Origin of the sequence: Kocuria sabuli (assembly GCF_040981185.1) — a bacterium.
Taxonomy (GTDB): Bacteria; Actinomycetota; Actinomycetes; order Actinomycetales; family Micrococcaceae; genus Kocuria; species Kocuria sabuli.
In genome coordinates this window covers 1-26,855 of sequence record NZ_JAVHZE010000021.1, presented here as the reverse complement: position 1 = coordinate 26,855, position 26,855 = coordinate 1, and the positions used below count along the sequence as shown (strand labels likewise).

Sequence of the window (26,855 nt, the reverse complement as noted above, 5' to 3'; positions counted from 1 at the left end):
AGGAGTTCCGCCATGTCCTCAGCCCCTCAGGCCTTTCTCGTCAGTGGCGTGCGTACCCCGGTGGGCCGGTACGGCGGCGCGCTCTCGGGCGTGCGCCCGGACGATCTGGCCGCCCTGGTGGTCGGCCGCGCGGTCACCGACGCCGGGATCGATCCGCACGAGGTGGACGAGGTCATCCTGGGCAACGCCAACGGCGCCGGGGAGGACAACCGCAACGTGGCCCGCATGGCCTGGCTGCTGGCCGGTTTCCCGGACACCGTCCCGGGCATCACGGTCAACCGGCTGTGCGCCTCGGGGCTGTCGGCGATCATCATGGCCTCGCACATGATCAAGGCCGGTGCCGCCGACGTGGTCGTCGCCGGCGGGGTGGAGTCCATGTCCCGGGCCCCCTGGGTGATGGAGAAGCCCTCCACGGGCTTCGCCAAGCCCGGGGAGGTCTTCGACACCTCGATCGGCTGGCGCTTCACCAACCCGCAGTTCAAGAAGCAGGAGAAGATGACCTACTCGATGCCGGAGACGGCCGAGGAGGTGGCGGTCGTGGACGGCATCTCGCGCCAGGACGCCGACGCGTTCGCCGTCGCCTCCCACGAACGCGCGATCGCCGCGATCGACGCCGGCCGGTTCAGCCCCGAGATCGTGCCGGTGACCGTCAGGGGCCGCAAGGGTGCGGAGACGGTGGTGGACACCGACGAGGGGCCCCGCCCGGGCACCACCATGGAGGTGCTGGCCAAACTGCGCCCGGTGGTGTCCCACGGCTCGGTGGTCACCGCCGGCAACTCCTCCTCCCTCAACGACGGCGCCTCGGCGGTGCTGGTGGTCTCGGAGCGGGCCGCGCAGAAGTACGGGCTCGCTGCCCGGGCCCGGATCGTGGACGGCGCCTCGGCCGGGGTGGCCCCGGAGATCATGGGTCTGGGCCCAGTGCCGGCCACCGAGAAGGTCCTGGGCCGCACTGGGTGGGGCATCGGTGATCTCGGTGCGGTGGAGCTCAACGAGGCCTTCGCCAGCCAGTCCCTGGCCTGCATCCGCCGCCTGGGCCTGGACCCGGGTGTGGTCAACAACGACGGCGGGGCCATCGCCCTAGGCCACGCCCTCGGCTCCTCCGGCTCCCGACTGGTCGTGACCCTGCTGGGCCGGATGGAGCGCGAGGGCGCCGAGCGCGGGCTGGCGACCATGTGCGTGGGCGTGGGCCAGGGCACCGCGATGCTCGTGGAAAAAATCTGATGGCCGGCGACAGCCTCCGGGGGGAGTTCACCGCGCTGCGCCTGGAGGAGCGCGAGGACCGCCTGCATGTGGTCCTGGACCGCCCCGCCGTGCGCAACGCCATCGACGCGACCATGGTCGAGGAGCTGCACACCGTGTGCGACCACCTCGAGCGGGCCCCCAAGATCCTGCTCCTCTCGGGCACCGAGGTGAACGGCAAGGGGGTCTTCGCCTCCGGCGCGGACATCGCCCAGCTGCGCGAGCGCCGCCGCGACGACGCCCTGCAGGGGATCAACTCCCGGATCTTCGACCGGATCCACAAGCTGCCCATGCCCGTGATCGCCGCGATCGACGGCTACGCCCTGGGCGGCGGCGCGGAGCTGGCCTACGCCGCGGACTTCCGGATCGCGACCCCGCACCTGAAGATCGGCCAGCCGGAGACCAACCTCGGCATCGTCGCCGCGGCCGGCGGGCTGTGGCGGCTCAAGGAGCTGGTCGGGGAGCCGGTCGCCCTGGACATCCTGCTCGCCGGGAGGATCCTCGACGCGGACGAGGCCCTGGCCCTGCACCTGGTCACGGAGCTGCACGAGCCGTCCGCGCTCGTGGGCGCGGCGCACGCGCTCGCCGACCGGATCGCCGCCCAGGACCCCCTGGCCGTGCGCATCTCCAAGCGGGTCTTCGCGGCCCCGCCGTCCGCCCACCCCCACATCGACGAACTGGCGCAGGCCGTGCTCTTCGAGTCGCAGGCCAAGTTCGACCGCATGCAGGCCTTCCTGGACCGCAAGAAGACCTCGCAGAACCAGCAGAAGTAGGAGCATTTCCACGATGACCGAGAAGCACGCACTGGCCGTTCCCGCCGTCGTCGGGGTCCTGGGCGGAGGACGCATGGGCGCGGGCATCGCCCACGCCTTCCTGCTGGCCGGGGCGGAGGTGACCGTCGTGGAGCGCGACGGGCCGGCCGCCGAGGCCGCGCAGGAGCGGATCGAACGCGACCTGGCCAGGTCCCTGGAGCGCGGGGCCGTGGACGGCAACCTCGACGAGTGGTCGCAGAAGCTGACCCTGTCCGTGGACCACACCGACCTCGCCGGGTGCGAGCTCGTCGTCGAGGCCGTCCCGGAGGCCTGGGAGCTGAAGGTCTCGGCCCTGCAGGAGGTCGAGCGCCACCTGCCGGCCACGGCGTGGCTGGCCACCAACACCTCCTCGCTGTCGGTGGACGGGCTCGCCGAGCAGCTGGAGCGCCCGCAGCGGTTCTGCGGGCTGCACTTCTTCAACCCGGTGCCGGCCTCCAAGCTCGTGGAGGTCGTGAACTCCCAGCACACCGGGCAGGAGCTGCGGCAGCTGTCGGTGCAGTGGGTCGAGGGTCTGGGCAAGACCGCGGTGGTCGTCAACGACGCCCCCGGCTTCGCCTCCTCCCGCCTCGGGGTGGTGATCGCCCTGGAGGCGATCCGCATGGTCGAGGAGGGCGTGGCCTCCCCGGCGGACATCGACAACGCCATGGTGCTGGGCTACCGGTTCCCGGTGGGCCCGCTGGCGCTCACCGACATCGTGGGCCTGGACGTGCGCCTGGGCATCGCGGAGTACCTCGCCTCCGAGCTCGGCGAGCGCTTCGCCCCGCCGCAGCTGATGCGCGACATGGTCGCCCGCGGCGAACTCGGCCGCAAGAGCGGACAGGGCTTCTTCACCTACGACCAGTAGCACTTCCTCCCCTTCCACCGAGCTCACCGGCTCCGCCCGAGGTCGCAGCGCCGGCGCCCGGGCGGAACCGGGAGGTTCGTGCCACCGGAGAGGGCGTCGTCGGACGCGGGCCCTATGGTGGGGGCATGGACGCACTGCCCGGGACCCCGGCCGCATGGGACGGGGCGGTCAACGCCCGGCGGCTGGCCGGGGACGTCTGGCGGATGGGCCGCTCCGAGCGGCTGACCGGCGCGGGCTGGCGCGCCGCGGCCGCGGACGGGGTGCGCACGGTCGTGGACCTGCGCAACGCCGGCGAGCGCCGCCGACGGGACACCGACCCCGTGGACGAGCCCGCCGCCCGGGCCGGCATCACGGTCCTGCATCACCCCACGGAGGACCCCGGGCACCCCGAGTTCCCCCGGGTGGGCACGCCCTACCTGAACCACCCCCGCGGCTACCGCGAGTACCTGCGGCTCTTCCCGGGCCCGATCGCCGACGCGGTGCGCGCGGTGGCGACCGCCGAGGGCGCCGTGGTGGTGCACTGCTCCGCCGGGCGGGACCGGACCGGGGTGCTGGCCCTGCTGCTGCTGGGTCTCGCCGGGGCTCCCCCGGAGCGCCTGCTGGCCGAGGACGAGGCGGCCGCGCGCGGGATCAACGAGTGGCACCGGGTCTCCCCCGTGCCGCACCCGGTCGAGCGCCACCACCCGGAGGAGGAGATGGCCGCGCTGCTCGCGGGGCGGCGGGCCGCCCTCGCGGAGCTGCTGGCCGAGCTCGACGCCGAGCGCTATCTCCGGGACGCAGGGGTGCCCGCCGTGGAGCTCGCGGCCCTGCGCCACCGGCTCGCCACCGCCGCAATTGGGAAAGCACCCGCACACCCAAATGCATAGAAAAAGCTATGCGCGACTTACGCTCCGTCCACTTCATATCGCAAAGCACCGGACATAATTAACCGATGCGCTCCCAAAAATCATCGATGCGAGAATCCGGTTCAAAGTTGCCATTGCCATCGAGCAATATCCCCGGAGCTATGCTAAACGAAACAAACATTTTTGCCGGACCTGAAGCATTAATCTGCCGCATCTTACCCGCACCTGATTCCACTAAAGCATGCACCATATTAGGCCAAGCATCGGAAACAGGTTGTTCCATCCACTTTTCCGCATCTCGTCCTGGCTTGTAAGTTTTTTTCTCCACAACGAGTGCCGCTTTTTGGGACACGCGCATACGGTTAAGTACGCGCTTTGTGAACTCCACGCTCGGAGAAACTTGCAATCCGACAATTCTTTCCCTAATATCTTCAAGACCCGTAAAACCGCAGCTCATAAGATAATCCAGAATCTGGATCTGCGAATCGAGCAAGTGCTTGACCACTCCTTGCTCATCCTCTACGACAAGAACCCCAACCCTGAACCCATTGATCCAAGCAATGGATCCATCAGATAATTTGAATTCCGCCGATTCGCCGATAAGGGTAAGATGCTCGACATCCGAGCCATCGAGTACGAGTTCGACTCCGCTTCGGAAGGACATTCGAAGCTTTTTAGCGCGAGAGCTGACCAGAATTAGCCGCCCCGCAGCAGCCTCGCCAATATACAGGGTCATAGCATTAATATTCAACATTTCGTGATTTAGTTGAATGCCCCCCGGCATAACTAAGGCCACAGACAAAAGAAGTCCCAAGTTACTGGAAAGAACGCCGTCGATAGATCCCCCGACTCCCCCGAGCCTACCCAGCAATTGCGAGTTTCGCTGATTTGACATCTCTTCGGTCAGCAGACCACGCACAACGTGCTCTGGCAACACGGAGCGCTCTAGTTCTTTCCGGACCACATTTGTCGACCAACCCGAATCTTCAAATTTTTTTAATAGCGACCGTAAAAGGAACTCATTAAAGTAGACTGGGTGCTCAAAACCGAACATTACGAGATCATCGTCCCGCCTTACCTCTAAGCCACACAAAACCTGCAGTCGAGCATCCAGGTCCTTATCGTGGCCCTCAAACTCCTCTATTTCCAATGCCGATTGAGCGCAGAGATTGAAGTCAGAAAGACTAATTCGTTCAACACCGTCCTCGAACATGAGCTCGGCCGCTTGTTCAAATATGTCGCCGAGCGCGGCAGGACTTATCTCCCGCACGCGCGAGTTGCGCAACTTGCCGATCTCCCGCTCGAAGTACTTGTCGATAAGAATTCGAGCCAGAGATCCTTCGGTAAACTTCGCGTCACTATCGGCACTTTTAATCCACTCGACAAATACGAGGTAGAAAAACGGGCTACGCAGAAGCTCCATGTCGCTTACAGGAATAGATTCTAACGGAAAGCCATTCCCGAGATCATAGGTCAGCCCCTGCTCCACCTCCTCCGGCAGCCAATTGAGAAGACGTACAAGGTAGTGCTCCGGACCCGACTGACGTAGTAGTTGAGCCCCCTCAAGACTAGCTCGGTACTGATTTGCCAAATATGAGGATCTTGCGGAAATCATGACCGTTCCGCTAGAACCCAGAGAATCCAAGAACGGTTCCATAACTCCCAGCGCGTCCTTGTATCCGACGCCCCCCAAAAGTTCATCAAAACCATCGATAAGTAGAACTGCCAGACCGTTTCGACACAAGCAAGCCAGTTGACCAGAGGCTCCAAGCATTAACTCATTGAAGTAGCTGTTTATCGCATCCGCAAGGGTCTTAAGAGGAATACCCGAGCAGTCCATGTAAATATAGAGAGGATATTCTTCCTCTTTTTCTAAAACTTCCGCCAGCCGTTCCCATGCAGTCTCGACTAGGGTATGAGTTTTACCCACACCCGCCTCACCCGTAAGGAAGAAAACTTGTGGTGTTGCCGTCCTCTTTTTTACTGCTTGATCGAGAGCCTCCCGCATTTCCCTTGCCGAACTGAGGCGCTCGGACCTACCCAGTTCAAATGAATGGTCAATGTCTTGAAATCGTCGGGGGACTTTCGACATATAGGAGTCAAACCCATTAAAACCGAACTCGCTCACACCTCGAGCAATATTATCCTGTCGCACCGACTCCAGCATTTGCTTTAAACGCTCGCGAAGAACTTGCCAACTAGCAATATCCTTTATGAACTCCACGTAGTTGTTGTCGATTTTATCGGCGCCGGTGAGAGGTCGCCATAGTCGTCGATTAGACCCTTGCTCAATACTGAAAACATCCCTACGATTCTCCCAGCCTTGACTGGTCCTCAGCTTCCAAGACACAGTAAATAATGCATTGTTCTCGGCAATGTCAAAGCGGGGGCTCGGAATTTTTTCAGCAAAAGGTGCTATATCTTTCTTTACGGCCGAATGAAATCTGCGAATTTCTGCTACCATATCTGCATATTTCGAATCTTCGGGCAGCACCTCCCGCAATGCGGAGTGAATATCCCGAGACTCGGAGGTTACGACCGCAGAAAATTCCGGAATTTGTGCGTCCAATGTCTGATAATCTACGTCGTAGTCACGTCCTCGCACCTCGAAACCGTCATAAAAGCCAAGAACCCCGGAGCTGTGACTCACAGCAACAAGTGGATTGAGTACTCCAACAACGCACCAGCCTGTTTCTTCTTTTCCGCTGATCTCCCATCGCGAAAAGAAGTACTTAACACTTTCGTGAACTTCTTGCAGTAAGCGACTCGCTTGGGCGCTGTAGGCGTAGGCCGCCGAAGGTTCCACCGCGCCATGACTCAAGGAGTTGCGCCACTCGCGCACCGTCTTGTCGCCGAGCCCGGTTTCGCTCGCTTTGCACTGAATGCGAACCATTTCGATAAATTTAGGATCTGCACCTGGTCGCCCTGCCAATTGATGGAGCAAACCGAGGTAGGCTCCGTACCCCGACTTGCTGGGAATTTTGAGCGGTGGCATCCCCAACGCGGCAGATTGCGGGTAGTTGGCAAGGCAGAACGTTAAGCGCGCCAATGACTCAAAGTAGGCCATTGATTCCCTTAAGGAATAGGCATGGCTCCCCTCCGCGAAAGGAGCGGGCAACTGAGGGATTGTAATCATGCGAGCCTCCTGGCCGTTCGGGATGAGACGATCCTGCTTGTCCGTCGGGCCTCGATGGGTGATTCACGATTCGCTTCATTACGGACTATACGTGATCATATGCCCTTGCTCTCGACGCCATAGGGAGTGAAAACCAAGTGACCTTAGAAAGCACTGGCAACGCACATGGTCACATCGATGTCCGCGTAGCCACGAAACTGTGCGTTGCCTGAGTCTGCCTCTCAGGCCCGTAAGTATTGTTTCCGTGTCGGGTACCGATGCAGCGCTTGCATACCCAACGCTATAGCGGTCGGCACATTAATCTCGGTCTTTGAGGAAGTTCGTGATCCGCACGGTGCACAGCCGGGTGCCGTCCTCGTGCGCGATCACCACCTCATGACAGGTCAGCGAGCGGCCGAGCTGCAGGGCCGTGGCCGTGGCCGTCACGGTGCCGTCGCGGGAGGAGCGGTGGTGGGTGGCGTTGACGTCGACCCCCACGGCGACCTTGCCCAGAGTGGACGCGTGGATGACGGCCGCCCAGGAGCCCACGGCCTCCCCGAGCGCCACCATCGCGCCGCCGTGCAGCAGGCCCAGCGACTGCCGGTTGCCCTCGACGGGCATCGTGGCGACCACGCGCTCGGCCGACTCCTCCAGGACGGTCACGCCCATCTTCTCGTCCAGCTCGCCCAGCACGATCCGCCAGGGCTCGTGGTTCTCGCTCGCGGTCATGGCGCTCCTCGGTGGCAGGTCCCCGGAGCGCAGGTCCACAGTGGCCCCGGGGTGTGACGTAGGCTATCGTGGTCATAATACCGAACGATCGGTCAGGATGCCGGGCCGGGATCGACTCCCGCCCCGGCACGCACCCGAGCGAAAGGACCACGCACCGTGGCAGCACAGACCCGGACCATCCTCCCGAGCTACCTGCGGGGCCGGTGGTGGACGCCGGAGAACCCGCAGCGGGTCGCGGAGGTCACCGACGCCTCGACCGGCGAGGTCGTGGCGTGCGTGTCCACCGACGGCATCGACATCGCCTCCGCCGTGGAGTACGGGCGGACCGTGGGCCAGCAGTCCCTCGGGGAGCTCACCCTCCACGAGCGGGCGCTGAAGCTCAAGGAGCTCGCGCAGCACCTCACCGAGCGCAAGCAGGAGCTCTACGACCTCTCCTACGCCACGGGGGCCACCCTCAAGGACCACTTCTTCGACGTGGACGGCGGCATCGGCACCCTCTTCACGTTCTCCTCCAAGGGCCGGCGCGAGCTGCCCAACGCCAACGTCGTCGTGGACGGCGCCGTGGAGCAGCTCTCGAAGGACGGCTCCTTCCTCGGGGAGCACATCTACACCCGGATGCCCGGCGTGGCCGTGCAGATCAACGCGTTCAACTTCCCGGTGTGGGGTTTCCTCGAGAAGTTCGCGCCGTCGTTCATCGCCGGCATGCCCACCGTGGTCAAGCCCGCGACGCCCACCGGCTACGTCACCGAGGCCTGCGTGCGCCTGATGGTCGAGTCCGGCATCCTGCCCGAGGGCTCCCTGCAGCTGGTGTCCGGCTCGGCCCGGGACCTGCTCGACCACCTGGACTACCGCGACCACGTGGCCTTCACCGGCTCCGCCGGCACCGCGGAGTCGCTGCGCCACCACGACAACGTGCGCACCGGCGGGGTGCGCTTCACCGCCGAGACGGACTCCCTCAACGCCGCGATCCTCGGTCCGGACGCCACGCCGGACACCCCGGAGTTCGAGGCTTTCGTGAAGGCCGTGTTCGTGGAGATCACCTCGAAGGCCGGGCAGAAGTGCACGGCCATCCGGCGCGTCATCGTCCCGCAGGACCGTGTGGAGGACGTCGTCGCGGCCGTCGCCGAGCGCGTGCAGCAGCGCGTGGTCATCGGCGACCCCCGCACCGAGGGCGTCACCATGGGCGCACTGGCCTCCAAGGAGCAGCAGGGCGAGGTCCGCAGGGCCGTGGAGCGGCTCGTGGCCGCGGGCGGCACCGTCCGGCTCGGTGGCCCCGACGGCTCCGTGGGCGGGGCCGACGCCGAGGCGGGCGCGTTCTTCCCGGTCACGCTGCTGTCCTTCGACGACCCGGAGACCCCCGAGGTGCACTTCGTCGAGGCCTTCGGCCCGGTGACCTCGGTGCTTGGCTACACCGATGTCGACGACGCCGTGCGGCTCGCCGCGCTGGGCGGCGGCTCGCTCGTGGCCACCGTGTGCACGAACGACGGCGCGACCGCCGCCCGCTTCACCGCCGGCATCGGCTCCCACCACGGGCGCGTGCACTTCCTCAACCGTCAGGACGCCAAGACCTCCACCGGCCACGGCTCGCCCATGCCGCACCTCGTGCACGGCGGTCCGGGCCGGGCCGGCGGCGGCGAGGAGCTGGGCGGCGTGCGCGGCATCAAGCACTACATGCAGCGCACCGCGATCCAGGGCCCCCCGGACATCCTCACCGCCGTGACGGGTGTGTGGCACCGGGGGGCGGCGGCGCACACCGTGACCCGGGAGGCGGTCGAGAACGGCACCGGCGAGCACCCGTTCCGGAAGTCCCTGGAGACCCTGCGGATCGGCGACCAGTTCGCCTCCGAGCTGCGCACCGTGACCCTCGAGGACATCACCGAGTTCGCGGACCGGACGGGGGACAGGTTCTACGCGCACACCGACGAGGAGGCCGCCACGGCCAACCCGTTCTTCCCGCGCCGGGTGGCCCACGGCTACCTGCTGGTCTCCTGGGCGGCCGGGTTGTTCGTGGACGCCGCGCCGGGCCCCGTCCTGGCGAACTACGGACTGGAGAACCTGCGGTTCCTCACACCGGTGACCTACGACGACGCCTTCAGGGTGACCCTGACCGCCAAGCAGATCACCCCTCGCGTGACCGACGAGTACGGCGAGGTCCGGTGGGACGCGATCCTGCACAACCAGCACGACGAGATCGTGGCGACCTACGACGTGCTGACCCTCGTGGCGAAGACCTGGCCGGCCGCCTGAGCGGAACGCCCCTGAGCTGACCGCGGACGGCCCCGGCATCGGCCGGGGCCGTCCGCGTGCCAGGAGCTCGCCGTGACGTGGGGCCCGAGGGCCGGGACGCAGCCTGTTGCACCCGTTCCGCCCGGTGCTAGCCTGGGCACCACGCTGCCCGGACCCCCACGCGTGCCGTCGCCGTTCCACCGGCGGACCGCGGACGGGGACCACGGCCGGAGGAGACGCGATGCGCCGGAGTTCGAGCCCAGCCCGTGCAACGGCCATCGGCATGCTGTGCCTCCTCGCCCTGTCGGGATGCACGCCTCCCCCGGAGAACGGTGCGGGAATCACCCCCGGTCCGACCGGCGCCGAGGCCTCCGCACCGATGACGCCGGGAGGAACGCCGGAGCCCGGTGGGACCACCGCCCCGGATGCGCCCGAGGACCGCTCACCGCACGCGCAGGCGGTGGTGTCCTCGCACGAGCTGGCGACCGCGGCGGGAACGGAGATCCTCGAGGCCGGCGGCACTGCCGCCGACGCCGCCGTCGCGGTCGCCGCCGTGCTGAGCGTGGTGGAGCCCTTCTACTCGAGCGTGCTCGGCGGTGGCACGTGGGGGCTGTACTACGACGCCGACCCGGACGAGGTGACGAGCCTGGACGGCGTGGGCCCGGTCGGCAGCGCAGCGACGCTCGACGACTACCGGCCCCGGGCCGGTGACTTCGGCATGCACCAGGCCATCCTCCCCGGCGCCTGGGACGGGTGGATGCTCTGGCTCGAGGAGTACGGCGAGCTGGAACTCGGCGAGGTCCTCGCGCCGGCGATCGCCGTGGCCCGGGAGGGGTACCCGGTGAGCTCCGAGATGACCTACTGGCTGACCCTGGAAGAAGCGAACATCCGGCAGAGCCCGGTCATGACCGACCTCTACATCCGCGACGGCGACCTGCTGGACACGGGCGACACCGTGTACCAGCGGGACATGGCCGATACCTTCGAGGACCTGGTGGCGGCGTACGACGGCGCCGCCGACCGCTCCACCGGGATCCAGGCCGCCCGGGACCACTTCTACCGTGGGCCCGTCGCGGAGGCCGTCGTCGCCTTCTCGGAGCAGAACGGCGGATACCTCACGCTGGAGGACTTCAGCAGCTTTTCCGCACAGATCGTCGAGCCGATATCCATCGACTACGGCGAGGACGTCACGGTGTACCAGAACCCGCCCAACAGCCAGGGCATCACCATGCTGCAGGCCCTCAACATCCTCCAGAACGACGACTTCTCCGGCCGGTCCCCCGACGACCCCGACGTGGTGCACCTGCAGGTCGAGGCCATCAAGCTCGCCTTCGCCGACCGCCATGCGCACGTGGGCGACCCCGAGCGCACCGACGTCCCCGTGGACGAGCTGCTGTCGGACGAGTACGCCCGGAGCCAGCGGGCACGCATCGACATGGACCGTGCCGCCCGCTGGCCGATCGACAGCGGGCTCGACCGGCAGGCATCGGACACCACCACGTTCCACGTCACGGACCGCTCCGGCAACGCTGCCGCCGTGACCACGAGCCTGGGCGGCCAGTTCCTGGTGGTGGGCGACACGGGGATCCACATCAACGAGCGCATGAGCTTCATGTCGCTCGACGAGGGCAACGTCAACGCCGTGGCGCCGGGGGCCACGGTGCGGCACACCTCCGCCCCCTTCATGGCTCTGCGCGCCGGCCGGCCGTATCTCCTCGGCGGCAACACCGGCATCGACACCCAGACCCAGGGGCAGCTGCAGCAGTTCATGAGTGTGGTGGAGTTCGGCATGACGCCCCAGCAGGCGGTGGCGCAGCCGCGCTTCGTCAGCACGGCCTTCCCCGCGTCCAACCACCCCTACGAGGCCGACAACACCCTCCAGGTGGAGCCGGCCTTCCCCGAGGCAGCGGTCCAGGAGCTGCGCCGCCGGGGTCACGAGGTGACCGTGGGGGCGGGCATCGTCGGCACGGCGAACATGCTCGCCGTCGACGCGGACGGGACGGAGGCCCGGCTGGGGGTGGAGCCGCGCAACGAGACGGCCGGCGGGACGGTGCTGCCGGGGCCGTCGAGCCGGTAGCACCGTCCACGGCCGGTGGCGGCACGAACCCGCCCGGTCGCGCCCCGTCGAGCCGGTTCCCGGCTCAGGGGGCGCGCAGCCCCGAGAACGCGAACGCGACCACGGTGTCGGCCAGGGCGTCGGAGGCCCTGTCCGGGTCCGGCCGGTACCAGTCGACGATCGAGTTGATCATGCCCAGGAGCAGGCGGGAGGCGGAGCGGCCGCTGATGTCGTCGCGCAGGCCGCCCTCGGCCTGGGCCTGCTCGATGAGCGCGGCCACCTGCCGGGTGACGGAGCGGCGGCGCTCCAGCGCCCGGGTCTCGACCTCGGAGTTGCCCCGCAGCCGCAGCAACAGCGTCACGTAGGGCATCTGCTCCACGAGCACGCGCACGGTCCCCCGGATCACGTGCTCCAGCCGCTCGACCGCCGGCACCTCCATGCGCTCCGTCGAGGCCAGGACCTCCTCGAGGGCGTCCAGGGCGCGCCCCAGGGCCTGCTCGAGGATCTCCTCCTTCGACTCCACGTGGTGGTAGATCGCCGACTTGGAGATGCCCAGGTGCCGGGAGAGCGTGCCCATCGAGGTGGCGTCGTAGCCGTGGACGTTGAACACCTCCACGCAGACACCCAGCAGCGTCTCGCGGTCGTAGCCGGGCCGGCCGCGGCGCGGCGCCGCGCTGTCCGGGAGTGCGGACGCCGGTGGGTGGGACATGAGGACCTCGATCTCGGTGGGGCGGGGAGGGTCGGGCAACGATCTTATGACGCGGCGAGCCCCGCGGCGATCTCGGGGGCTCGCCGCGGAGGACGTCAGGAGCCTCGGTTCACCCCTTGTCCCGGAGGTCGTAGACGCGGCGCAGCTTGCCGGAGGACCGGGCGAGGGTCCCCGGCTCGGCGATCCGGATCGAGGCGGAGGAGCCGATCCTCGTCTTGATGGCGTGCACCAGCTGCCGGCCACCGGCCTCCGCCGCCTCGACGGTGGCCTCCTCGCGCCGCTCGATGTTGATGGTCATCTGGTCCATCCGGTGCGGGCGGGTGATCTCCAGCGTGAAGTGCGGGCTCAGCACGGGGACCTGCAGGGCGAGCTCCTCGATCTGGGAGGGGAACAGGTTGACCCCGCGCAGGATGATCATGTCGTCGGAACGGCCCGTGATCCGGCCCATCCGCCGGTGCCCGGGCCGGTGCGTGCCGGGGAGCAGGCGGGTGAGGTCGTGGGTGCGGTAGCGGATGATCGGCAGGGCCTCCTTGGTGAGCGTCGTGAACACGAGCTCACCGGGACGGCCGGTCCCCTGGACCTCGTCCGTGAACGGGTCGATGATCTCCGGGCGGAAGTGGTCCTCCCAGATGTGGGAGCCGTCCTTGGACTCGGCGGACTCCCCGGCCACGCCGGGCCCCATGACCTCCGAGAGGCCGTAGATGTCGCACGCGTCGATCCCGAAGGTGGTCTCGATCTCCCGGCGCATCTCCTCGGTCCACGGCTCGGCGCCGAGCACGGCGGTGCGCAGCGAGGTCTCCCGGGGGTCGAGGCCGAGCTCCTTGAAGCCGTCGGCGATGGTCAGCAGATAGGTGGGCGTCGAGAGGACGACCTGGGGCTCGAAGTCCCGGATCATCTGGACCTGCTTCTCCGTCTGCCCGCCGGACAGCGGGATCACCGCGCAGCCCAGGCGCTCGGCGCCGTAGTGCGCGCCGAGCCCGCCGGTGAACAGGCCGTAGCCGTAGGCGTTGTGCACCTTGTCCCCGGGCCGCACGCCCGAGAGGCGGAAGCACCGGGCCACGAGGCCCGCCCAGGTGCTGATGTCGTTCTCGGTGTAGGCGACCACGGTGGGCCGGCCGGTGGTGCCGGAGGAGGCGTGGATCCGGCGGACCTGGCTCATCGGCACCGCGAGGGCCTCGAACGGGTACGCCTTTCGCAGGAACTCCTTGTCCGTGTACGGGAACAGCCGGAGGTCCTCGAGCTCCCGGAGGTCGCCCGGGTGCACGCCGTGGGCGTCGAAGAGCTCCGCGTAGGCGGGGACGTTCTCGTAGGCGTGGTGCAGGGTCCAGCGCAGGCGCTCGAGCTGGAGGGACTCCACCTGGTCCCGGCTCATCGTCTCCTCGGGATCCGGCTGCGACCGGTCCGCGGGGGCCGGTGCGGGGGTGTGGGGGTTGGGCACGGAGCACTCGGTCACCTCAGGCCTCCTCGGACTGCTGGGCGGCCGGCTGGGCGGTCTGCAGGACGGGCTGCCCGGCCGGCTCCGGGACCGGCGCCGCGGCCGCCCGGAGGGCGGGGTTCGGGACGGTGCGGCTGCGGCCGCGGAACTCGGCGACGAGCCGCCCCTCGGCCGTGACCTGGATGTCGTAGACGCCGCTGCGCCCGTTCCGGGCGCGCACGGTGCCGACGGCGGTGAGCTCCTGCCCCCGGTGGGCGGAGGCGATGAAGTTGATGTCCACCCCGGAGGCCACCGTGATGGTGCTGCCGTCACCGGCGGGGTCGTTGCACGCGAGGGCGAAGCAGGTGTCCGCGAAGGCGAAGACCATGCCGCCGTGGGCGATGCCGAACCCGTTGAGCATCTCCTCCCGCAGCGTCATGCGGATCTGGGCGTGGCCGTACTCCGCACGGTCCACGGTGATGCCCATCCAGCGCGAGGTGTGGTCCCCCGCGAGGATCGGATGGTCCTGGGACATGTGCTGCTCCTCACACTTCACGACCGAATGTTCAGTAGACAATCTCACTCCGGACCCCGTGTCAACCCACACCGCCCTGGCGACATCAAGTCGCAGCCTGTTGACGCGACCCCTCGCCGACTTATATCCTGAACGAACGGTCAGTTAGTCGCGCGCGGCCTTCCCGCTCCGCGGCGCCATCTCGTCGGAAGAGGGACACCATGACTACGCAGAACAGCGGCCTCCACGCCGTGCCCGCCACGGACCCGGCCGAGCAGGCCGAGCTGGACCGCGCCGGTCAGGAGCACTTCGACCGCATCATCGCCGAGGACTCCCGCATCGAGCCGCGCGACTGGATGCCCGTCGCCTACCGCAGGACGCTGGTCCGCCAGATCTCGCAGCACGCGCACTCCGAGATCATCGGGATGCAGCCGGAGGGCAACTGGATCTCCCGGGCCCCGTCCCTCAAGCGCAAGGCCATCCTCATGGCCAAGGTCCAGGACGAGGCCGGCCACGGGCTGTACCTCTACTCCGCCGCCGAGACCCTGGGCACCCCGCGCTCCGAGCTCAACCAGCAGCTGCTGGACGGCCGGGCCAAGTACTCCTCGATCTTCAACTACCCGGCGCGCACCTGGGCCGACATGGGCGCGATCGGCTGGCTCGTGGACGGCGCGGCGATCGCCAACCAGGTCCCGCTGTGCCGGGCCTCCTACGGGCCCTACGGTCGCGCGATGGTGCGCATCTGCAAGGAGGAGTCCTTCCACCAGCGCCAGGGCTGGGAGATCCTCTACGAGCTCTCCCACGGCACCCCCGCGCAGAAGCAGATGGCCCAGGACGCCGTGAACCGCTTCTACGGCCCCTCCCTGCAGATGTTCGGGCCCCCGGACGACGACTCGCCCAACTCGAAGCAGTCCATGGCGTGGAACATCAAGCGCTTCTCCAACGACGAGCTGCGCCAGCGCTTCGTGGACATGATCGTCGAGCAGGCCGCGGCGCTCGACCTCACCCTCCCCGACCCGGACCTGAAGTGGAACGAGGAGCGCGGCCACTACGACTACGGGCCGCTGGACTGGGACGAGTTCAAGGCCGTCGTGGGCGGCAGGGGCCCGTGCAACCTCCAGCGCATGCAGCGCCGCCGCCAGGCGCACGAGGACGGCGCGTGGGTCCGCGAGGCCGCCGCCGCCTACGCCCGCAGGACCGCCCCGGAGCGCGCCTCCGCCGAACTCATCGGAGCCTGAGCATGAGCGAGAACCACGAGAACACCGTCGGCGCCGCCTCGGACGAGTGGCCCCTGTGGGAGGTGTTCGTGCGCTCCTCGCGCGGGCTCTCCCACGTCCACGCCGGCTCGCTGCACGCCCCGGACGCCACGATGGCCGTGCGCAACGCCCGCGACCTCTACACCCGCCGCAACGAGGGCACCTCCGTGTGGGTCGTGCCCTCCGAGGCCGTCACGGCGTCGGACCCCGACGCCAAGGGCGCGTACTTCGAGTCCGCGCAGGGCAAGAGCTACCGCCACGCCACGTACTACACCAAGAGCGAAGGGGTGAAGCACCTGTGAGCTACGCATCCCACGAGTCCGCCACGAGGATCAGCGCGGGCACCGCGATCACGGCGGAGGACATCCAAGAGGGCGGCGCGAAGGCCCCCGAGGACGTCGCCCGCTACGCCCTCCAGCTGGGTGACGACGCCCTGATGCTCGCCCAGCGCCTCGGCTGGTGGATCGCCCGCGCCCCGGAGCTCGAGGAGGACATCGCGCTGGCCAACATCGCCCTGGACCTGCTCGGGCACGCCCGCTTCTTCCTCACCTACGCCGGCACCGCGTGGGGGAAGAGCGAGGACGACCTCGCCTACTTCCGCGACGAGGAGGAGTTCCGCTCGTGCCGCCTCGTGGAGCAGGAGAACGGCGACTTCGGGCAGACCATCGCCCGGCAGCTGATCTTCTCCTGCTACCAGTACGAGCTCTACCGCCGGCTGGTCCGTTCCAGCGACCCGACCCTCGCGGCCATCGCGGAGAAGGCCCTCAAGGAGGTCGGGTACCACCAGGACCACGCGGGACAGTGGATCCTGCGCCTGGGCCTCGGCACGGAGGAGTCCGAGCGCCGCGTCCAGGCCGGCCTGTACTACATGTGGCCCTACGTGGACGAGCTGTTCCACGACGACGAGCTCGTCGACGCCCTCGGGGACGCCGCTGTGCGCCCGTCCTCCCTGCGCGCCGACTTCGACCGGCGGATCGCGGCGGTCCTCGACGAGGCGGGGCTGTCCGTCCCCGAGGTCCTGGGCGCCTACGGCGGGGACCGTTCCGGGCAGTTCAGCGAGCAGCGGGGCCACATCCTCGCCGAGATGCAGGTGCTGGCGCGCCGGCACCCCGGCGCCACCTGGTGAGGAGGTGACGACGATGACCGAGCACGAGCGGACGGACCGCACGCGGGTGACCGGCCGGGAGCTGCGCCCCGCGGACGAGGCCTCCGCCCGCGTCTGGGACGTCGCCGCCGAGGTGAACGACCCCGAGATCCCGGTGCTCTCCATCGCCGACCTCGGCATCCTGCGGGACGCCCGGGCGGAGGAGGGGCGCGCCGTCGTCGTCATCACCCCGACCTACTCCGGGTGCCCGGCGATGGAGACGATCACCACGGACGTCACCCGGGCGCTCACCGCGCGGGGCTACGACGACGTGCGGGTCGACCTCGTGCTGCACCCGGCGTGGACCACCGACTGGATGAGCGAGGACGGTCGGCGCAAGCTCGACGAGTACGGCATCGCCCCGCCCACCGGCCGCTCCGCCGCCGGCCCCGTCCGGCTGGGCCTCACCGTGAAGTGCCCGCGCTGCCACTCGCTGGACACCCGCGAGCTGACCCGCTTCGGCTCCACCGCCTGCAAGGCGCTCCACGTCTGCAACGAGTGCCTGGAACCCTTCGACTACTTCAAGGTGCACTGATGACCGAGATCACCGCCCCGGCCCGGCGCCGGGCCACGTTCAACACCCTCGAGGTCTCCCAGGTCCGCAGGCTCACGGCGGACTCGGTCGAGGTCGCCTTCGCGGTGCCCCCCGAGCTCGTGGACGACTACGACTACCTGCCCGGGCAGTACGTGGCGCTGCGCGCCCGCATCGACGGGCAGGAGGTCCGCCGGTCGTACTCGATCTGCGCGGAGCCGAAGCCGGGCGAGGTCCGGGTGGCGATCAAGCAGGACCTCGGCGGTGTCTTCTCCACCTGGGCCAACGAGTCCCTGAAGGCCGGCGACAGGCTCGACGTCATGAACCCGCAGGGCGCGTTCACCTCCAAGCTCGGTCTCACGAGCATGAACGACCCCGAGAAGCTCGCCGCCGAGGAGGTCTCCCGGAACGCCTCGGTGCACCTCGTCGCCTTCGCCGCCGGCTCGGGGATCACGCCGATCATGGCGATCGCCAAGGCGGTGCTGCGCGCCTCGAGGACCTCGACCTTCGACCTCGTCTACGCCAACCGCTCCGCCATGGAGGTGATGTTCGCCGAGGAGCTGGGAGACCTCAAGGACAAGTACCCGTCCCGCCTGGCGATCCACCACGTCCTCTCCCGGGAGCAGCGGATCAGCCCGCTGATGTCCGGGCGGATCGACGAGGACAAGCTCCAGGACATCCTGGACGAGGTGCTCCAGGTGGACAGGACCGACGAATGGTTCCTGTGCGGTCCCTTCGAGCTGGTCCAGATGTGCCGGGACACCCTCGCCGAGCGGGGCGTGCCGGAGGACAGGATCCGCTTCGAGCTGTTCAGCACGGGCCGCCCCGAGAACCCGCAGGGCCAGCAGGGCCGGGCGGTCCGGGCCGACCCCTCGGACGAGCGCCACGAAATCACGTTCACCCTCGACGGGCTCTCCAGCTCGATCGAGTCCCCGAAGAACGCCCACGAGACCGTGCTCAACGCGGCCCTGCGGGTCCGCCCCGACGTCCCGTTCGCCTGCGCCGGCGGGGTCTGCGGCACGTGCCGCGCGAAGGTCGTCGCCGGGGAGTTCGAGATGGAGGAGAACTACGCCCTGGAGAAGGACGAGGTCGAGAAGGGCTACGTCCTGACCTGCCAGACCCGCCCCACCTCCGGGCAGCTGGTCGTCGACTTCGACGCCTGAGCCGCGCCGGCCGGGCCCGCGCCCCGGACCCCCGCTCCACCACCCCCGTCCCCGACCCCACCCAGGAGCAGCCGTGATCGACCTGACCATCGACGGATCCGTGGCCGAAGTGGTGCTGAACGCGCCCGGGAGGATGAACGCGCTGGACGAGGCGGCGCTCGCCGAGCTGGGCGAGGCCTACGCCGAGGCCGGGCGGGCCGGCGTCCGCGCGCTCGTGCTGCGCGGCGAGGGCCGCGGCTTCTGCGCCGGCCGGGACATCTCCGCCGTGGAGCCCGCCACCGACGACGCCTACGGGTACCTCGCCGGGAAGGTCACCCCGCTGCTGCGCGCGATGAGCCGCTTCCCCGCCCCGACGTTCGCCGCCGTCCAGGGCGCCTGCCTCGGCGTGGGGCTCGGGCTGGCGATCGCCACGGACGTGGTCTACGTGGCCGACGACGCGAAGATCGGCTCCCCGTTCGCCGCCCTCGGCGCCACCCTGGACTCGGGCGGGCACGCCCTGTTCACCGAGCGCCTCGGCGCCCACCGGACCCTGGACCTGATCTACACCGCCGAGCTGATGAGCGGGCAGGAGGCCGTGCGCTCCGGGCTGTTCAGCCGCTCGGTGCCCCGCGAGGAGCTGCTCGAGCTCACCCGGGCCAAGGCCGCCGCGGTGGCCGGGGGAGCCACCGGGGCGTTCCTCGCCTCCCGGGAGCTCGTGGCGCAGATCCGCGACGAGCGCCTGGGCCTGTGGGAGTCGGTGGAGCACGAGAACCGGGTGCAGGGCGAGCTGTGCCGCAGTGCCGACTACGCCGAGGGCTTCGCCGCGTTCCAGCAGAAGCGCCGGCCCCGGTTCACCGGCGAGCGGGTCTGACCGGGCGCGGCGCGGGTTGAGCGGCGCGGGTTAAGCGGTCGGGGAAAAGGCCTGCCGCGCCGCCGGGTGCCGGTTAACGTGGGGCCATGACTTCTACGGCGACCTCCTCGGTGTTCGACCTCTCCGGCTTCGACCGCTCCGTCCGGCCCCAGGACGACCTCTACCGGCACGTCAACGGGACCTGGCAGCGCCGGACCGAGATCCCCGACGACAAGCCCTCGGTGGGGGCGTTCATCGAGCTGCGGGACCAGGCCGAGGCCGCCGTGCGCGAGCTCATCACCCGGGCCCGGGCCGGGGACCCGGAGTCGATCGAGTCCAAGATCGCGAACCTGTACGCGTCTTTCATGGACGAGGCGCGGATCGAGGCCCTCGGGGCCACGCCGCTGGCCCCGGACCTCGCCGAGATCGACGCCGTGGCGGACGTCCCGGACCTGGTGCGCCACCTCGGCCGGATGATCCGCCGCGGCGCGGGCGGGCTCGTGGGCGTGGACGTCGACGCAGACCCGGGCGACCCCGAGCGCAACCTCGTGTTCGTCGGCCAGTCCGGGCTCGGCCTGCCCGACGAGGAGTACTACCGGCACGAGCAGCACGCCGCGATCCGGGAGAAGTACCAGGACCACGTGCGGTCCATGCTCGCCCTGGCGGGTGTGGCGGACGCCGACGAGCAGGCCCGCGCGGTCGTGGAGCTCGAGACGCGGATCGCCTCCCACCACTGGGACAAGGTCACGGTCCGGGACCTCACCCGGATGTACAACCCCATGAGCTTCGAGGAGCTGGCCGGGGCCACCACGGTCCTGGACTGGGCCCTCCTCGCGGACGGCGCGGAGCTGCCGGTCTCGGCGCTGCGCACGGTGGTCAACGCCCAGCCGTCCTTCTTCACGGGCGTCGAGGAGCTGCTCGTCGACGAGCTGCTGCCGGCGTGGCGGGCCTGGGCCCGGTGGCACCTGGTCTCGTCCCGCGCCTCCTACCTGTCCTCGGCGTTCGTGGAGGAGGACTTCGCGTTCTACGGCACCGTGATCTCCGGGACCCCCCGGCTCAAGGACCGGTGGAAGCGCGGGGTGGAGCTCGTCAACGGTGTCCTCGGCGAGGCCGTGGGAGAGCTCTACGTCGCAGCGCACTTCTCCCCCACCGCCAAGGAGCGGATGGACGAGCTGGTGGCGAACCTCCTGGAGGCCTACCGGGTCTCGATCATCGGGCTGGACTGGATGACGGAGGAGACCCGCCAGGAGGCGCTGAAGAAGCTCTCCCAGTTCACGCCGAAGATCGGCTACCCGGAGAAGTGGAAGGACTACTCCCCGCTGCGGATCGACGTCGACGACCTCGTGGGCAACCGCGTCCGCACCACGGAGTTCCGGCTCGCGGAGCTGGTCCGCAAGGCCGGGCAGCCGGTGGAGCGGCACGAGTGGCTGATGACCCCGCAGACGGTCAACGCCTACTACCATCCGCTGCGCAACGAGATCGTCTTCCCGGCCGCGATCCTGCAGCCCCCGTTCTTCGACGAGGACGCCGACGACGCCGTGAACTACGGCGCGATCGGCTCCGTGATCGGCCACGAGATCGGTCACGGCTTCGACGACAAGGGCTCCACCTGCGACGGCGACGGCCGGCTGCGCAACTGGTGGACCGACGCCGACCGCCGGGCGTTCGAGGAGCGCACCGCGGAGCTGGTGCGCCAGTACGACCGGCTGGTCCCGGAGCAGCTGCAGGCCGAGGGCACGAGCGTCAACGGGGAGCTGACCCTGGGCGAGAACATCGGGGACCTGGGCGGGCTCACGATCGCGCACAAGGCCTGGCGGATGTCCCGCGAGCAGCACGGCGACGCCGGACCGGGCGAGCCGATCGACGGCTACAGCCCCGAGCAGCGGCTGTTCCTGTCCTGGGCCTACGTGTGGCAGCAGAAGTCCCGCGACGAGGCGCTGCGCCACCGCATCGCCACCGACCCGCACTCCCCCAACGAGTTCCGGGCCAACCAGGTGGTGCGCAACGTCCCCGCCTTCTACGAGGCCTTCGGGGTCGGGGAGACGGACGCGCTGTGGCTGCCGGAGGCCGAGCGCGTCAGCATCTGGTGAGGCCGGGGCCCGGGCGCCCGCTCCGGGCCCCGGCTCAGCCGCCCCCGCCGGAGCCGATCAGGAACGCGACCGCCACCAGCCACAGCACGAAGAAGAGCACCAGGACGGCGAGCAGGACGGTGCCGACCCAGCCGAGCACCCGCCCGGGCGTGGCCGGGGTGCCGAGCTTCTCGGCCTCCCTGGCCTGCCAGATCGCGAAGGGCCCCAGCAGGGGCAGCACCACCACGCCGAGGATGCCGAGGATCAGCGCCGTGTCGGCGTGGCTGCGGCCCCTGGCGAAGCGGTCCGCCTGCCACGGCGGGGGCGGGCCCCACAGCGGGGGCGGGCCCCACGGGGGTGGCGGGCCGTAGCCGCCGGCGGGCGCGGACTCGCCGGGGACGTCCGGGCGCGGCGGGGAGTCGGAGCGGTCGTCGTCCACGGGATCCTCCAGGGGTGGTCGGTGCGGTCGGTCAGGGAAGCGCGGAGTGGCCCGTGATGTGGACCAGGGTGGCGTAGCCGGCCACGGCCAGCGCGGCCGAGAGCGGCACGAGCACGAGGACCATGGTGTCCACCCGGCGCAGGCCCTCCGGCGTGGCGGGGAACCGTGCCCGCACCAGCGGGAGCAGCGTCCCGAGCAGCAGCAGGGCGAGCGGGACGAAGTACCGGCCCTGCACGCCGTTGACGATCCCGGACTCCACCGGGGCGAAGCTGAGGTAGAGGGTGCCGAAGATCGCCGCGACGTTGAGCAGCAGCACCACCGCGAACCACGTCGCGACCCGCCGCGGGGCGACCCCCTGCGGGCCGTGGAAGAACGCGGCGCCCACGGCGACGAGCCAGCACACCGCGCCGACGAACGGCCCGTTGACGTTCCTGCCCAGCCCGTAGCCCATCTGGCTCACGAAGCTGGCCGCGTAGTCCCAGTCCAGGGTCAGGACGGTCCGCGCCGCCACGCCCAGGACCGCGACCGGCTCGCTCAGCACGAAGGCCAGCTGGTCGTCGGGACGCACCGTGTGCCGCTCCTCCGGGCCGCGCAGGATCCCCATCGCCTCGGTGGTCCCCGCGGCCAGCCACATCCACCCCGCGAAGCCCAGCAGGGTCAGCAGCAGGCACCCGGTGAGCACCAGCCGGGCCGCCACCGGCCGCCCGTCGCGGCGGCGGGGCAACGGGTACTTCCGGGCCGGGACCGCCAGCAGCAGCAGGGACAGCACGACATAGGTGGGCTTCATCAGCGGGAGGGCGACCGCGCTCGCGAGCAGGACCGCCAGCTCGGGCCGCGTGAGAGGGGCACCGGAGCGGTCGAGCACGGTCGCGCGCAGCACGAGCGCGGTGAACGTCAGGACGACGGCGTTGGTCACCGAGTCCGCGGAGATCACCGCCGACTGGTAGAGGGCCGTGGGCAGCAGCGCCACGCAGAAGCCCACCCAGAGGAAGCGGCTGCCGCGCAGGGCCCAGAGCCCCGCGGCGGCCACGCCCGTGTAGGCGAGCACCTGCAGCATCCGCATCAGGATCCAGGCCCCGCCGACGCTGAGCTCCGACGCGGTGGCGATCCGCGCCCCGAGGGCCGAGGGCAGGTAGGGCACGGGCGAGTACGCCGCCGTGTTGGCGAACGACGTCCGCGCGTGCTCGCCCGCGAGGGGTGCGGCGAGCGCCTGCGCACGCTCCTCGGTCGCCGCGTACAGGGCGTCGGAGCCGCGCTCCCTGGCCCCCGGCGGCCCGCCGTGCCCGGACATGAACTCCAGCGCGGTGGCCGGCACGGAGCCGCCGTAGACGGGGTAGGGGCCGTCGTCGGGCAGCCGCTCGGGGGCGAGCCCGCCCTGGGAGATCTGGTAGGCCCGCTTGAAGTGGGAGCCCTCGTCCGGGCCCCAGGCCGCCGGGACCAGCACGGCGAAGACCGTCCCGAAGAGCAGGGACAGCCCGGCGAACACCGCCACCACGGTGCGGGCCCGCAGGTGCGGGCGGACGGTGTCCTCGGGGGTCTCCCCGGAGCCCAGGACCGCCGTGGCCACCGCCTCAGTCCTCGTCGGCGGGCAGCAGCTCCGCGGGGCCGAAGCGGCGGTTGGCGAGCACGGGCACGGTCTCGCGCACCTCGTCGATCCGCTCGGCGGTGACGTCGGCGGTGAGCACGGCCTCCTCCTCCCCGGCCTCGGCCACCACCACGCCGAGCGGGTCGAGGACCGCGGAGCGGCCGACCGTGTGCTGGGCGCAGGTGTCCGCGGCCGCCACCCAGACGGTGTTCTCGATCGCGCGGGCCTTGAGCAGCGCCTGCCAGTGGTCCACCTTGTGCTCCCCGGCGAACCACGCGGCGGGCACGGTCAGCAGCTGGGCCCCGGCGTCGACGACGGCGCGGCAGATCTCGGGGAAGCGCAGGTCGTAGCAGGTGATCATGCCGACCGAGAGCTCACCGATCCGCACCACGGTCACGCCCTTGTCCCCCGGCCGGATCCGGTCGGACTCCCGGTGGCTGAAGGCGTCGTAGAGGTGGAGCTTGCGGTACGTGCCGAGGATCGCGCCCTGCGCGTCCACGGCCACGAGCGTGTTGTAGGGCCGGCCGTCGGCGGAGGCCTCGTAGCCGCCGGCGATCACGGCGACCCCCGTCCGCGCGGCCAGGAAGGACAGCTGCTGGACGAATCCGGACCAGCCGCGCAGCACCAGCTCCTCGAACTGCTCCCCGATGAGCCGCTCGGAGAACATGGCCTCCTCGGGGAACACGACGAGCTCCGCGCCGTCGGAGACCGCCTCTCCGGCCAGCCGGCGCATGGTCTGCAGGTTCTCGGCCGTGTCCGCGGTGGGCGCGAACTGTCCGACGGCGATCTTCACGGTCTCTCCTCGGGTGCGACGGTGGGTCGGGGCGCCCCGGCGTCGTGCGCCGCCGGCGCCGCTGCGCCCACTCTAACCGCCGCCGCGCACCGACGGGGCCCGGCCGGGACGACGTGCCAGGATGGACCCCGGAACGGCCGGGCGAGCGGAGGGCGGACGATGGACGAGCAGCCGGGGACCCGGGCACGGGGCAGGACCGCTCGGTGGCTCCTGGGCGGCGGCCAGGAGCCGGACCCCCGGTTCACCCTGGCCAACGAGCGCACCTTCCTCGCCTGGATCCGCACGTCCCTGGCGTTCCTGGCCGGCGGCATCGCGGTGGAGGCCTTCACGGCCGAGGTCTTCGACGAGCCCGTGCGCACGTTCATCGCCGTGGTGCTGCTGGCCCTGAGCATGTTCGTCAGCGCGGGCGCCGCGTTCCGGTGGCTCGGGGTGGAGCGCAGCATGCGCCACCGGGCACCGCTGCCGCTGCCCCTGATCGCCCCGCTGCTCGCGGTGGGCGGGGCGGTCGCCGCCGGGGTGCTCGTCGTCGTCGTGCTGCAGGGCTGAGATGCCGCGCCCGCCGAGCCGCCGGCCCGCGCCGCCGTCGGAGCCCCCGCACCCCGACCCGGGCCTGCAGCCCGAGCGCACCACGATGGCCTGGGGCCGGACCCTGCTGTCCTTCGTGGTGGTCTCCGCCGTCTTCCTGCGCTGGCTCCCCCAGCACGGGCCGTTCGTGCTGGTCCTCTTCGGGCTGGCGGTGCTCACGGCCTGTTCCATCTACCTGACGCAGCGGTCGCGGTACGCGCGCAGCGCCCGCGGCATCGCCCGGGAGGTGTCCGCCCCCGAGTCCGCGGCGGTGCTGGCCACCGCGCTCGCCGTGCTCGTGCTCGGCGCGCTCGGGATCTGGGTGGTGCTGGTGCTCGTCTGAGCCATCCCCCTCCGTGGGGAGGGCTCACACGATGAGGTCGCGCACCACGATGGTGTCGTCGCGGTCCGGGCCCACGCCGATCGCGGAGATCCGGGTGCCGCTCATGGCCTCGAGCGCCTCGACGTAGGCGCGGGCGTTGGCCGGCAGGTCCTCCAGGGAGCGGCAGCCGGTGATGTTCTCCTCCCAGCCGTCGAAGTACTCGAGGATCGGCTTGGCGTGGTGGAACTCGGTCTGGGTCATCGGCATCTCGTCGTGCCGGACGCCGTCGACGTCGTAGGCCACGCACACCGGGATCTGCTCGATGCCCGTGAGGACGTCGAGCTTGGTGAGGAAGTAGTCGGTGAAGCCGTTGATCCGGGAGGCGTGGCGGGCCATCACGGCGTCGTACCAGCCGGTGCGGCGCGGCCGGCCGGTGTTCACGCCGAACTCGCCGCCGGTGGTGCGCAGCTGCTCGCCCATCTCGTCGAAGAGCTCCGTGGGGAACGGGCCGGCGCCCACCCGGGTGGTGTAGGCCTTGATGATGCCGATCGCCCGGGTGATCCGGGTCGGGCCGATCCCCGAGCCCACGGACGCGCCGCCCGCCGTCGGGTTGGAGGAGGTCACGAACGGGTAGGTGCCGTGGTCCACGTCGAGGAAGGTGGCCTGGCCGCCCTCCATGAGCACGACCCTGCCCTCGTCGAGCGCCTGGTTGAGGAGGTAGGTGGAGTCCACGATCATCGGGGCGAGCCGCTCGGCGTAGCCCAGGAAGTACTCCACGACCTCCTCGACGTCGATGTCCCGGCGGTTGTAGAGCTTGACCAGCAGCTCGTTCTTCTGCCGCAGCGCGCCCTCGATCTTCTGCCGCAGGATCGACTCGTCCAGGACGTCCTGGACGCGGATGCCGAGCCGGCCGACCTTGTCCATGTAGGCCGGGCCGATGCCGCGCCCGGTGGTGCCGATCGCCCGCTTGCCGAGGAAGCGCTCGGTGACCTGGTCCATCGTCTGGTGGTACGGGGCCACGAGGTGGGCGTTCGCGGAGATCCGCAGCCGGGAGGTGTCCGCCCCGCGCGCCTCGAGGCCGTCGATCTCCTCGAACAGGGCCTGGGGGTTCACGACGACGCCGTTGCCGATCACGGGGACGGCGTTGGGGCTCAGGATGCCGGCCGGCAGCAGCTTGAGCTCGAACTTGTCGCCGCCCACCACCACGGTGTGCCCGGCGTTGTTGCCGCCGTTGGGCTTGACCACGTAGTCGACGCGGCCGCCGAGCAGGTCGGTGGCCTTGCCCTTACCCTCGTCGCCCCACTGGGCGCCGACGATCACGATTGCTGGCATTGAACGACTCTCCTGCCTGGATGACGCGGGACCTCGCCCGCGGGGCCCGGCGGAGGTTGACACCGGCCGGACACGACAACGCCCCTGCGTCGGCCCGGTCCTGTCCGCACGCTCGAGGCGGCGCCGCGCCGGCAGGAAGAAGGCCCAGGGGCTCGTACCGTGCAAGTCTAGCGGTCCGTGACCCGGGGCACGCATCCGGGCTCGCCGTCCCGGGGGGGGGGGGGGGGGGGGGGGCGGGGGCCGATACCCTCTGTGCCCATGGTTTCTCCTTCCCCCCCGACCCCACCGGGGTCCGCCCCGGAGGCCGCGGCCCCGCGGCCACCG

Annotated in this window: 24 protein-coding genes; 15 read left to right on the top strand and 9 right to left on the bottom strand. The window is 69.7% G+C overall.

All coding sequences use genetic code 11. The features are described 5' to 3' along the window. Window positions 1–12: 12 nt before the first annotated feature. The 4 genes from RE027_RS15710 (at window position 13) to RE027_RS15695 (ending at window position 3,761) form a co-directional block, all read left to right on the top strand. Window positions 13–1,221: a thiolase family protein gene (locus tag RE027_RS15710; protein ID WP_368809216.1), complete on the top strand. Its 1,209-nt coding sequence runs from the start codon at window positions 13–15 to the stop codon at window positions 1,219–1,221. Continuing rightward, complete coding sequence (locus tag RE027_RS15705; protein WP_368809215.1) at window positions 1,221–2,012, top strand: enoyl-CoA hydratase/isomerase family protein; 792 nt, start codon at window positions 1,221–1,223, stop codon at window positions 2,010–2,012. The genes RE027_RS15710 and RE027_RS15705 overlap by 1 nt, the downstream gene beginning before the upstream one ends. Window positions 2,013–2,025: 13 nt before the next feature. Next, entirely contained in the window at window positions 2,026–2,895 is an 870-nt protein-coding gene (locus RE027_RS15700) for a 3-hydroxyacyl-CoA dehydrogenase family protein (RefSeq protein WP_368809214.1), read from the top strand. Between the two features lie 125 nt (window positions 2,896–3,020). Then, entirely contained in the window at window positions 3,021–3,761 is a 741-nt protein-coding gene (locus tag RE027_RS15695; RefSeq protein ID WP_368809213.1) for a tyrosine-protein phosphatase, read from the top strand. A 58-nt stretch (window positions 3,762–3,819) separates the two neighbouring features. Here the strand turns inward: RE027_RS15695 and RE027_RS15690 are convergent, their stop codons facing one another. Next, the gene (locus RE027_RS15690) at window positions 3,820–6,876 is read right to left on the bottom strand and encodes an NACHT domain-containing protein (RefSeq protein ID WP_368809212.1); all 3,057 of its coding nucleotides are present in this window, start codon (window positions 6,874–6,876) and stop codon (window positions 3,820–3,822) included. 297 nt (window positions 6,877–7,173) lie between these two features. After that, the gene (locus RE027_RS15685) at window positions 7,174–7,584 is read right to left on the bottom strand and encodes a PaaI family thioesterase (RefSeq protein WP_368809211.1); all 411 of its coding nucleotides are present in this window, start codon (window positions 7,582–7,584) and stop codon (window positions 7,174–7,176) included. Window positions 7,585–7,740: 156 nt separating this feature from the next. Between RE027_RS15685 and paaZ the strand changes: the two genes are divergently transcribed. Together paaZ and RE027_RS15675 are read left to right on the top strand one after the other, a co-directional pair. After that, entirely contained in the window at window positions 7,741–9,831 is a 2,091-nt protein-coding gene (gene paaZ, locus RE027_RS15680) for a phenylacetic acid degradation bifunctional protein PaaZ (protein WP_368809210.1), read from the top strand. 358 nt (window positions 9,832–10,189) lie between these two features. After that, entirely contained in the window at window positions 10,190–11,887 is a 1,698-nt protein-coding gene (locus RE027_RS15675; RefSeq protein WP_368809209.1) for a gamma-glutamyltransferase family protein, read from the top strand. A 64-nt stretch (window positions 11,888–11,951) separates the two neighbouring features. Here RE027_RS15675 and RE027_RS15670 read toward each other — a convergent pair whose 3' ends face one another. The 3 genes from RE027_RS15670 to RE027_RS15660 form a co-directional block, all read right to left on the bottom strand. Further along, the gene (locus RE027_RS15670) at window positions 11,952–12,575 is read right to left on the bottom strand and encodes a TetR/AcrR family transcriptional regulator (RefSeq protein WP_368809208.1); all 624 of its coding nucleotides are present in this window, start codon (window positions 12,573–12,575) and stop codon (window positions 11,952–11,954) included. Window positions 12,576–12,684: 109 nt separating this feature from the next. Continuing rightward, complete coding sequence (locus RE027_RS15665; protein WP_368809207.1) at window positions 12,685–14,028, bottom strand: phenylacetate--CoA ligase family protein; 1,344 nt, start codon at window positions 14,026–14,028, stop codon at window positions 12,685–12,687. Between the two features lies 1 nt (window position 14,029). Then, window positions 14,030–14,524 carry a hotdog fold thioesterase gene (locus RE027_RS15660; protein ID WP_368809206.1) on the bottom strand — a complete coding sequence of 165 codons (495 nt, stop codon included), beginning with the start codon at window positions 14,522–14,524 and terminating at the stop codon, window positions 14,030–14,032. A gap of 200 nt (window positions 14,525–14,724) precedes the next feature. Between RE027_RS15660 and paaA the strand changes: the two genes are divergently transcribed. The 7 genes from paaA (at window position 14,725) to RE027_RS15625 (ending at window position 21,517) form a co-directional block, all read left to right on the top strand. Further along, on the top strand, window positions 14,725–15,741 hold the full coding sequence (gene paaA / locus RE027_RS15655; RefSeq protein ID WP_368809205.1) for a 1,2-phenylacetyl-CoA epoxidase subunit PaaA: 1,017 nt from the start codon (window positions 14,725–14,727) through the stop codon (window positions 15,739–15,741). Window positions 15,742–15,743: 2 nt separating this feature from the next. Then, window positions 15,744–16,061: a 1,2-phenylacetyl-CoA epoxidase subunit PaaB gene (gene paaB / locus RE027_RS15650; RefSeq protein ID WP_368809204.1), complete on the top strand. Its 318-nt coding sequence runs from the start codon at window positions 15,744–15,746 to the stop codon at window positions 16,059–16,061. Next, the gene (gene paaC / locus RE027_RS15645) at window positions 16,058–16,885 is read left to right on the top strand and encodes a 1,2-phenylacetyl-CoA epoxidase subunit PaaC (protein WP_368809203.1); all 828 of its coding nucleotides are present in this window, start codon (window positions 16,058–16,060) and stop codon (window positions 16,883–16,885) included. Before paaB ends, paaC begins: the two co-directional genes overlap by 4 nt. Before the next feature lie 13 nt (window positions 16,886–16,898). Then, window positions 16,899–17,438, top strand: a complete 540-nt coding sequence (gene paaD / locus RE027_RS15640; protein WP_368809202.1) for a 1,2-phenylacetyl-CoA epoxidase subunit PaaD — start codon at window positions 16,899–16,901, stop codon at window positions 17,436–17,438. After that, window positions 17,438–18,598 (top strand): 1,2-phenylacetyl-CoA epoxidase subunit PaaE, encoded by a 1,161-nt coding sequence (gene paaE / locus RE027_RS15635; protein WP_368809201.1) that lies wholly within the window; start codon window positions 17,438–17,440, stop codon window positions 18,596–18,598. Before paaD ends, paaE begins: the two co-directional genes overlap by 1 nt. A 73-nt stretch (window positions 18,599–18,671) precedes the next feature. Further along, window positions 18,672–19,448 (top strand): enoyl-CoA hydratase/isomerase family protein, encoded by a 777-nt coding sequence (locus RE027_RS15630; RefSeq protein WP_368809200.1) that lies wholly within the window; start codon window positions 18,672–18,674, stop codon window positions 19,446–19,448. Window positions 19,449–19,534: 86 nt separating this feature from the next. Beyond that, window positions 19,535–21,517, top strand: a complete 1,983-nt coding sequence (locus RE027_RS15625) for a M13 family metallopeptidase (protein WP_368809199.1) — start codon at window positions 19,535–19,537, stop codon at window positions 21,515–21,517. 34 nt (window positions 21,518–21,551) lie between these two features. On the opposite strand, the gene RE027_RS15620 is transcribed toward RE027_RS15625, so the two are convergent. The 3 genes from RE027_RS15620 to RE027_RS15610 are packed head-to-tail and all read right to left on the bottom strand — an operon-like array spanning window position 21,552 to window position 24,313. Continuing rightward, entirely contained in the window at window positions 21,552–21,935 is a 384-nt protein-coding gene (locus RE027_RS15620; protein WP_368809198.1) for a DUF4190 domain-containing protein, read from the bottom strand. Between the two features lie 31 nt (window positions 21,936–21,966). Continuing rightward, window positions 21,967–23,502 (bottom strand): DUF2142 domain-containing protein, encoded by a 1,536-nt coding sequence (locus RE027_RS15615; protein ID WP_368809197.1) that lies wholly within the window; start codon window positions 23,500–23,502, stop codon window positions 21,967–21,969. 4 nt (window positions 23,503–23,506) lie between these two features. Further along, window positions 23,507–24,313: a carbon-nitrogen hydrolase family protein gene (locus RE027_RS15610; protein ID WP_368809196.1), complete on the bottom strand. Its 807-nt coding sequence runs from the start codon at window positions 24,311–24,313 to the stop codon at window positions 23,507–23,509. Window positions 24,314–24,472: 159 nt separating this feature from the next. Between RE027_RS15610 and RE027_RS15605 the strand changes: the two genes are divergently transcribed. Further along, window positions 24,473–24,859 (top strand): YidH family protein, encoded by a 387-nt coding sequence (locus RE027_RS15605; protein WP_368809195.1) that lies wholly within the window; start codon window positions 24,473–24,475, stop codon window positions 24,857–24,859. Between the two features lies 1 nt (window position 24,860). Beyond that, on the top strand, window positions 24,861–25,220 hold the full coding sequence (locus RE027_RS15600; RefSeq protein WP_368809194.1) for a DUF202 domain-containing protein: 360 nt from the start codon (window positions 24,861–24,863) through the stop codon (window positions 25,218–25,220). A gap of 24 nt (window positions 25,221–25,244) precedes the next feature. Here the strand turns inward: RE027_RS15600 and RE027_RS15595 are convergent, their stop codons facing one another. Next, complete coding sequence (locus RE027_RS15595) at window positions 25,245–26,531, bottom strand: adenylosuccinate synthase (protein ID WP_368809193.1); 1,287 nt, start codon at window positions 26,529–26,531, stop codon at window positions 25,245–25,247. Window positions 26,532–26,855: the final 324 nt, after the last annotated feature.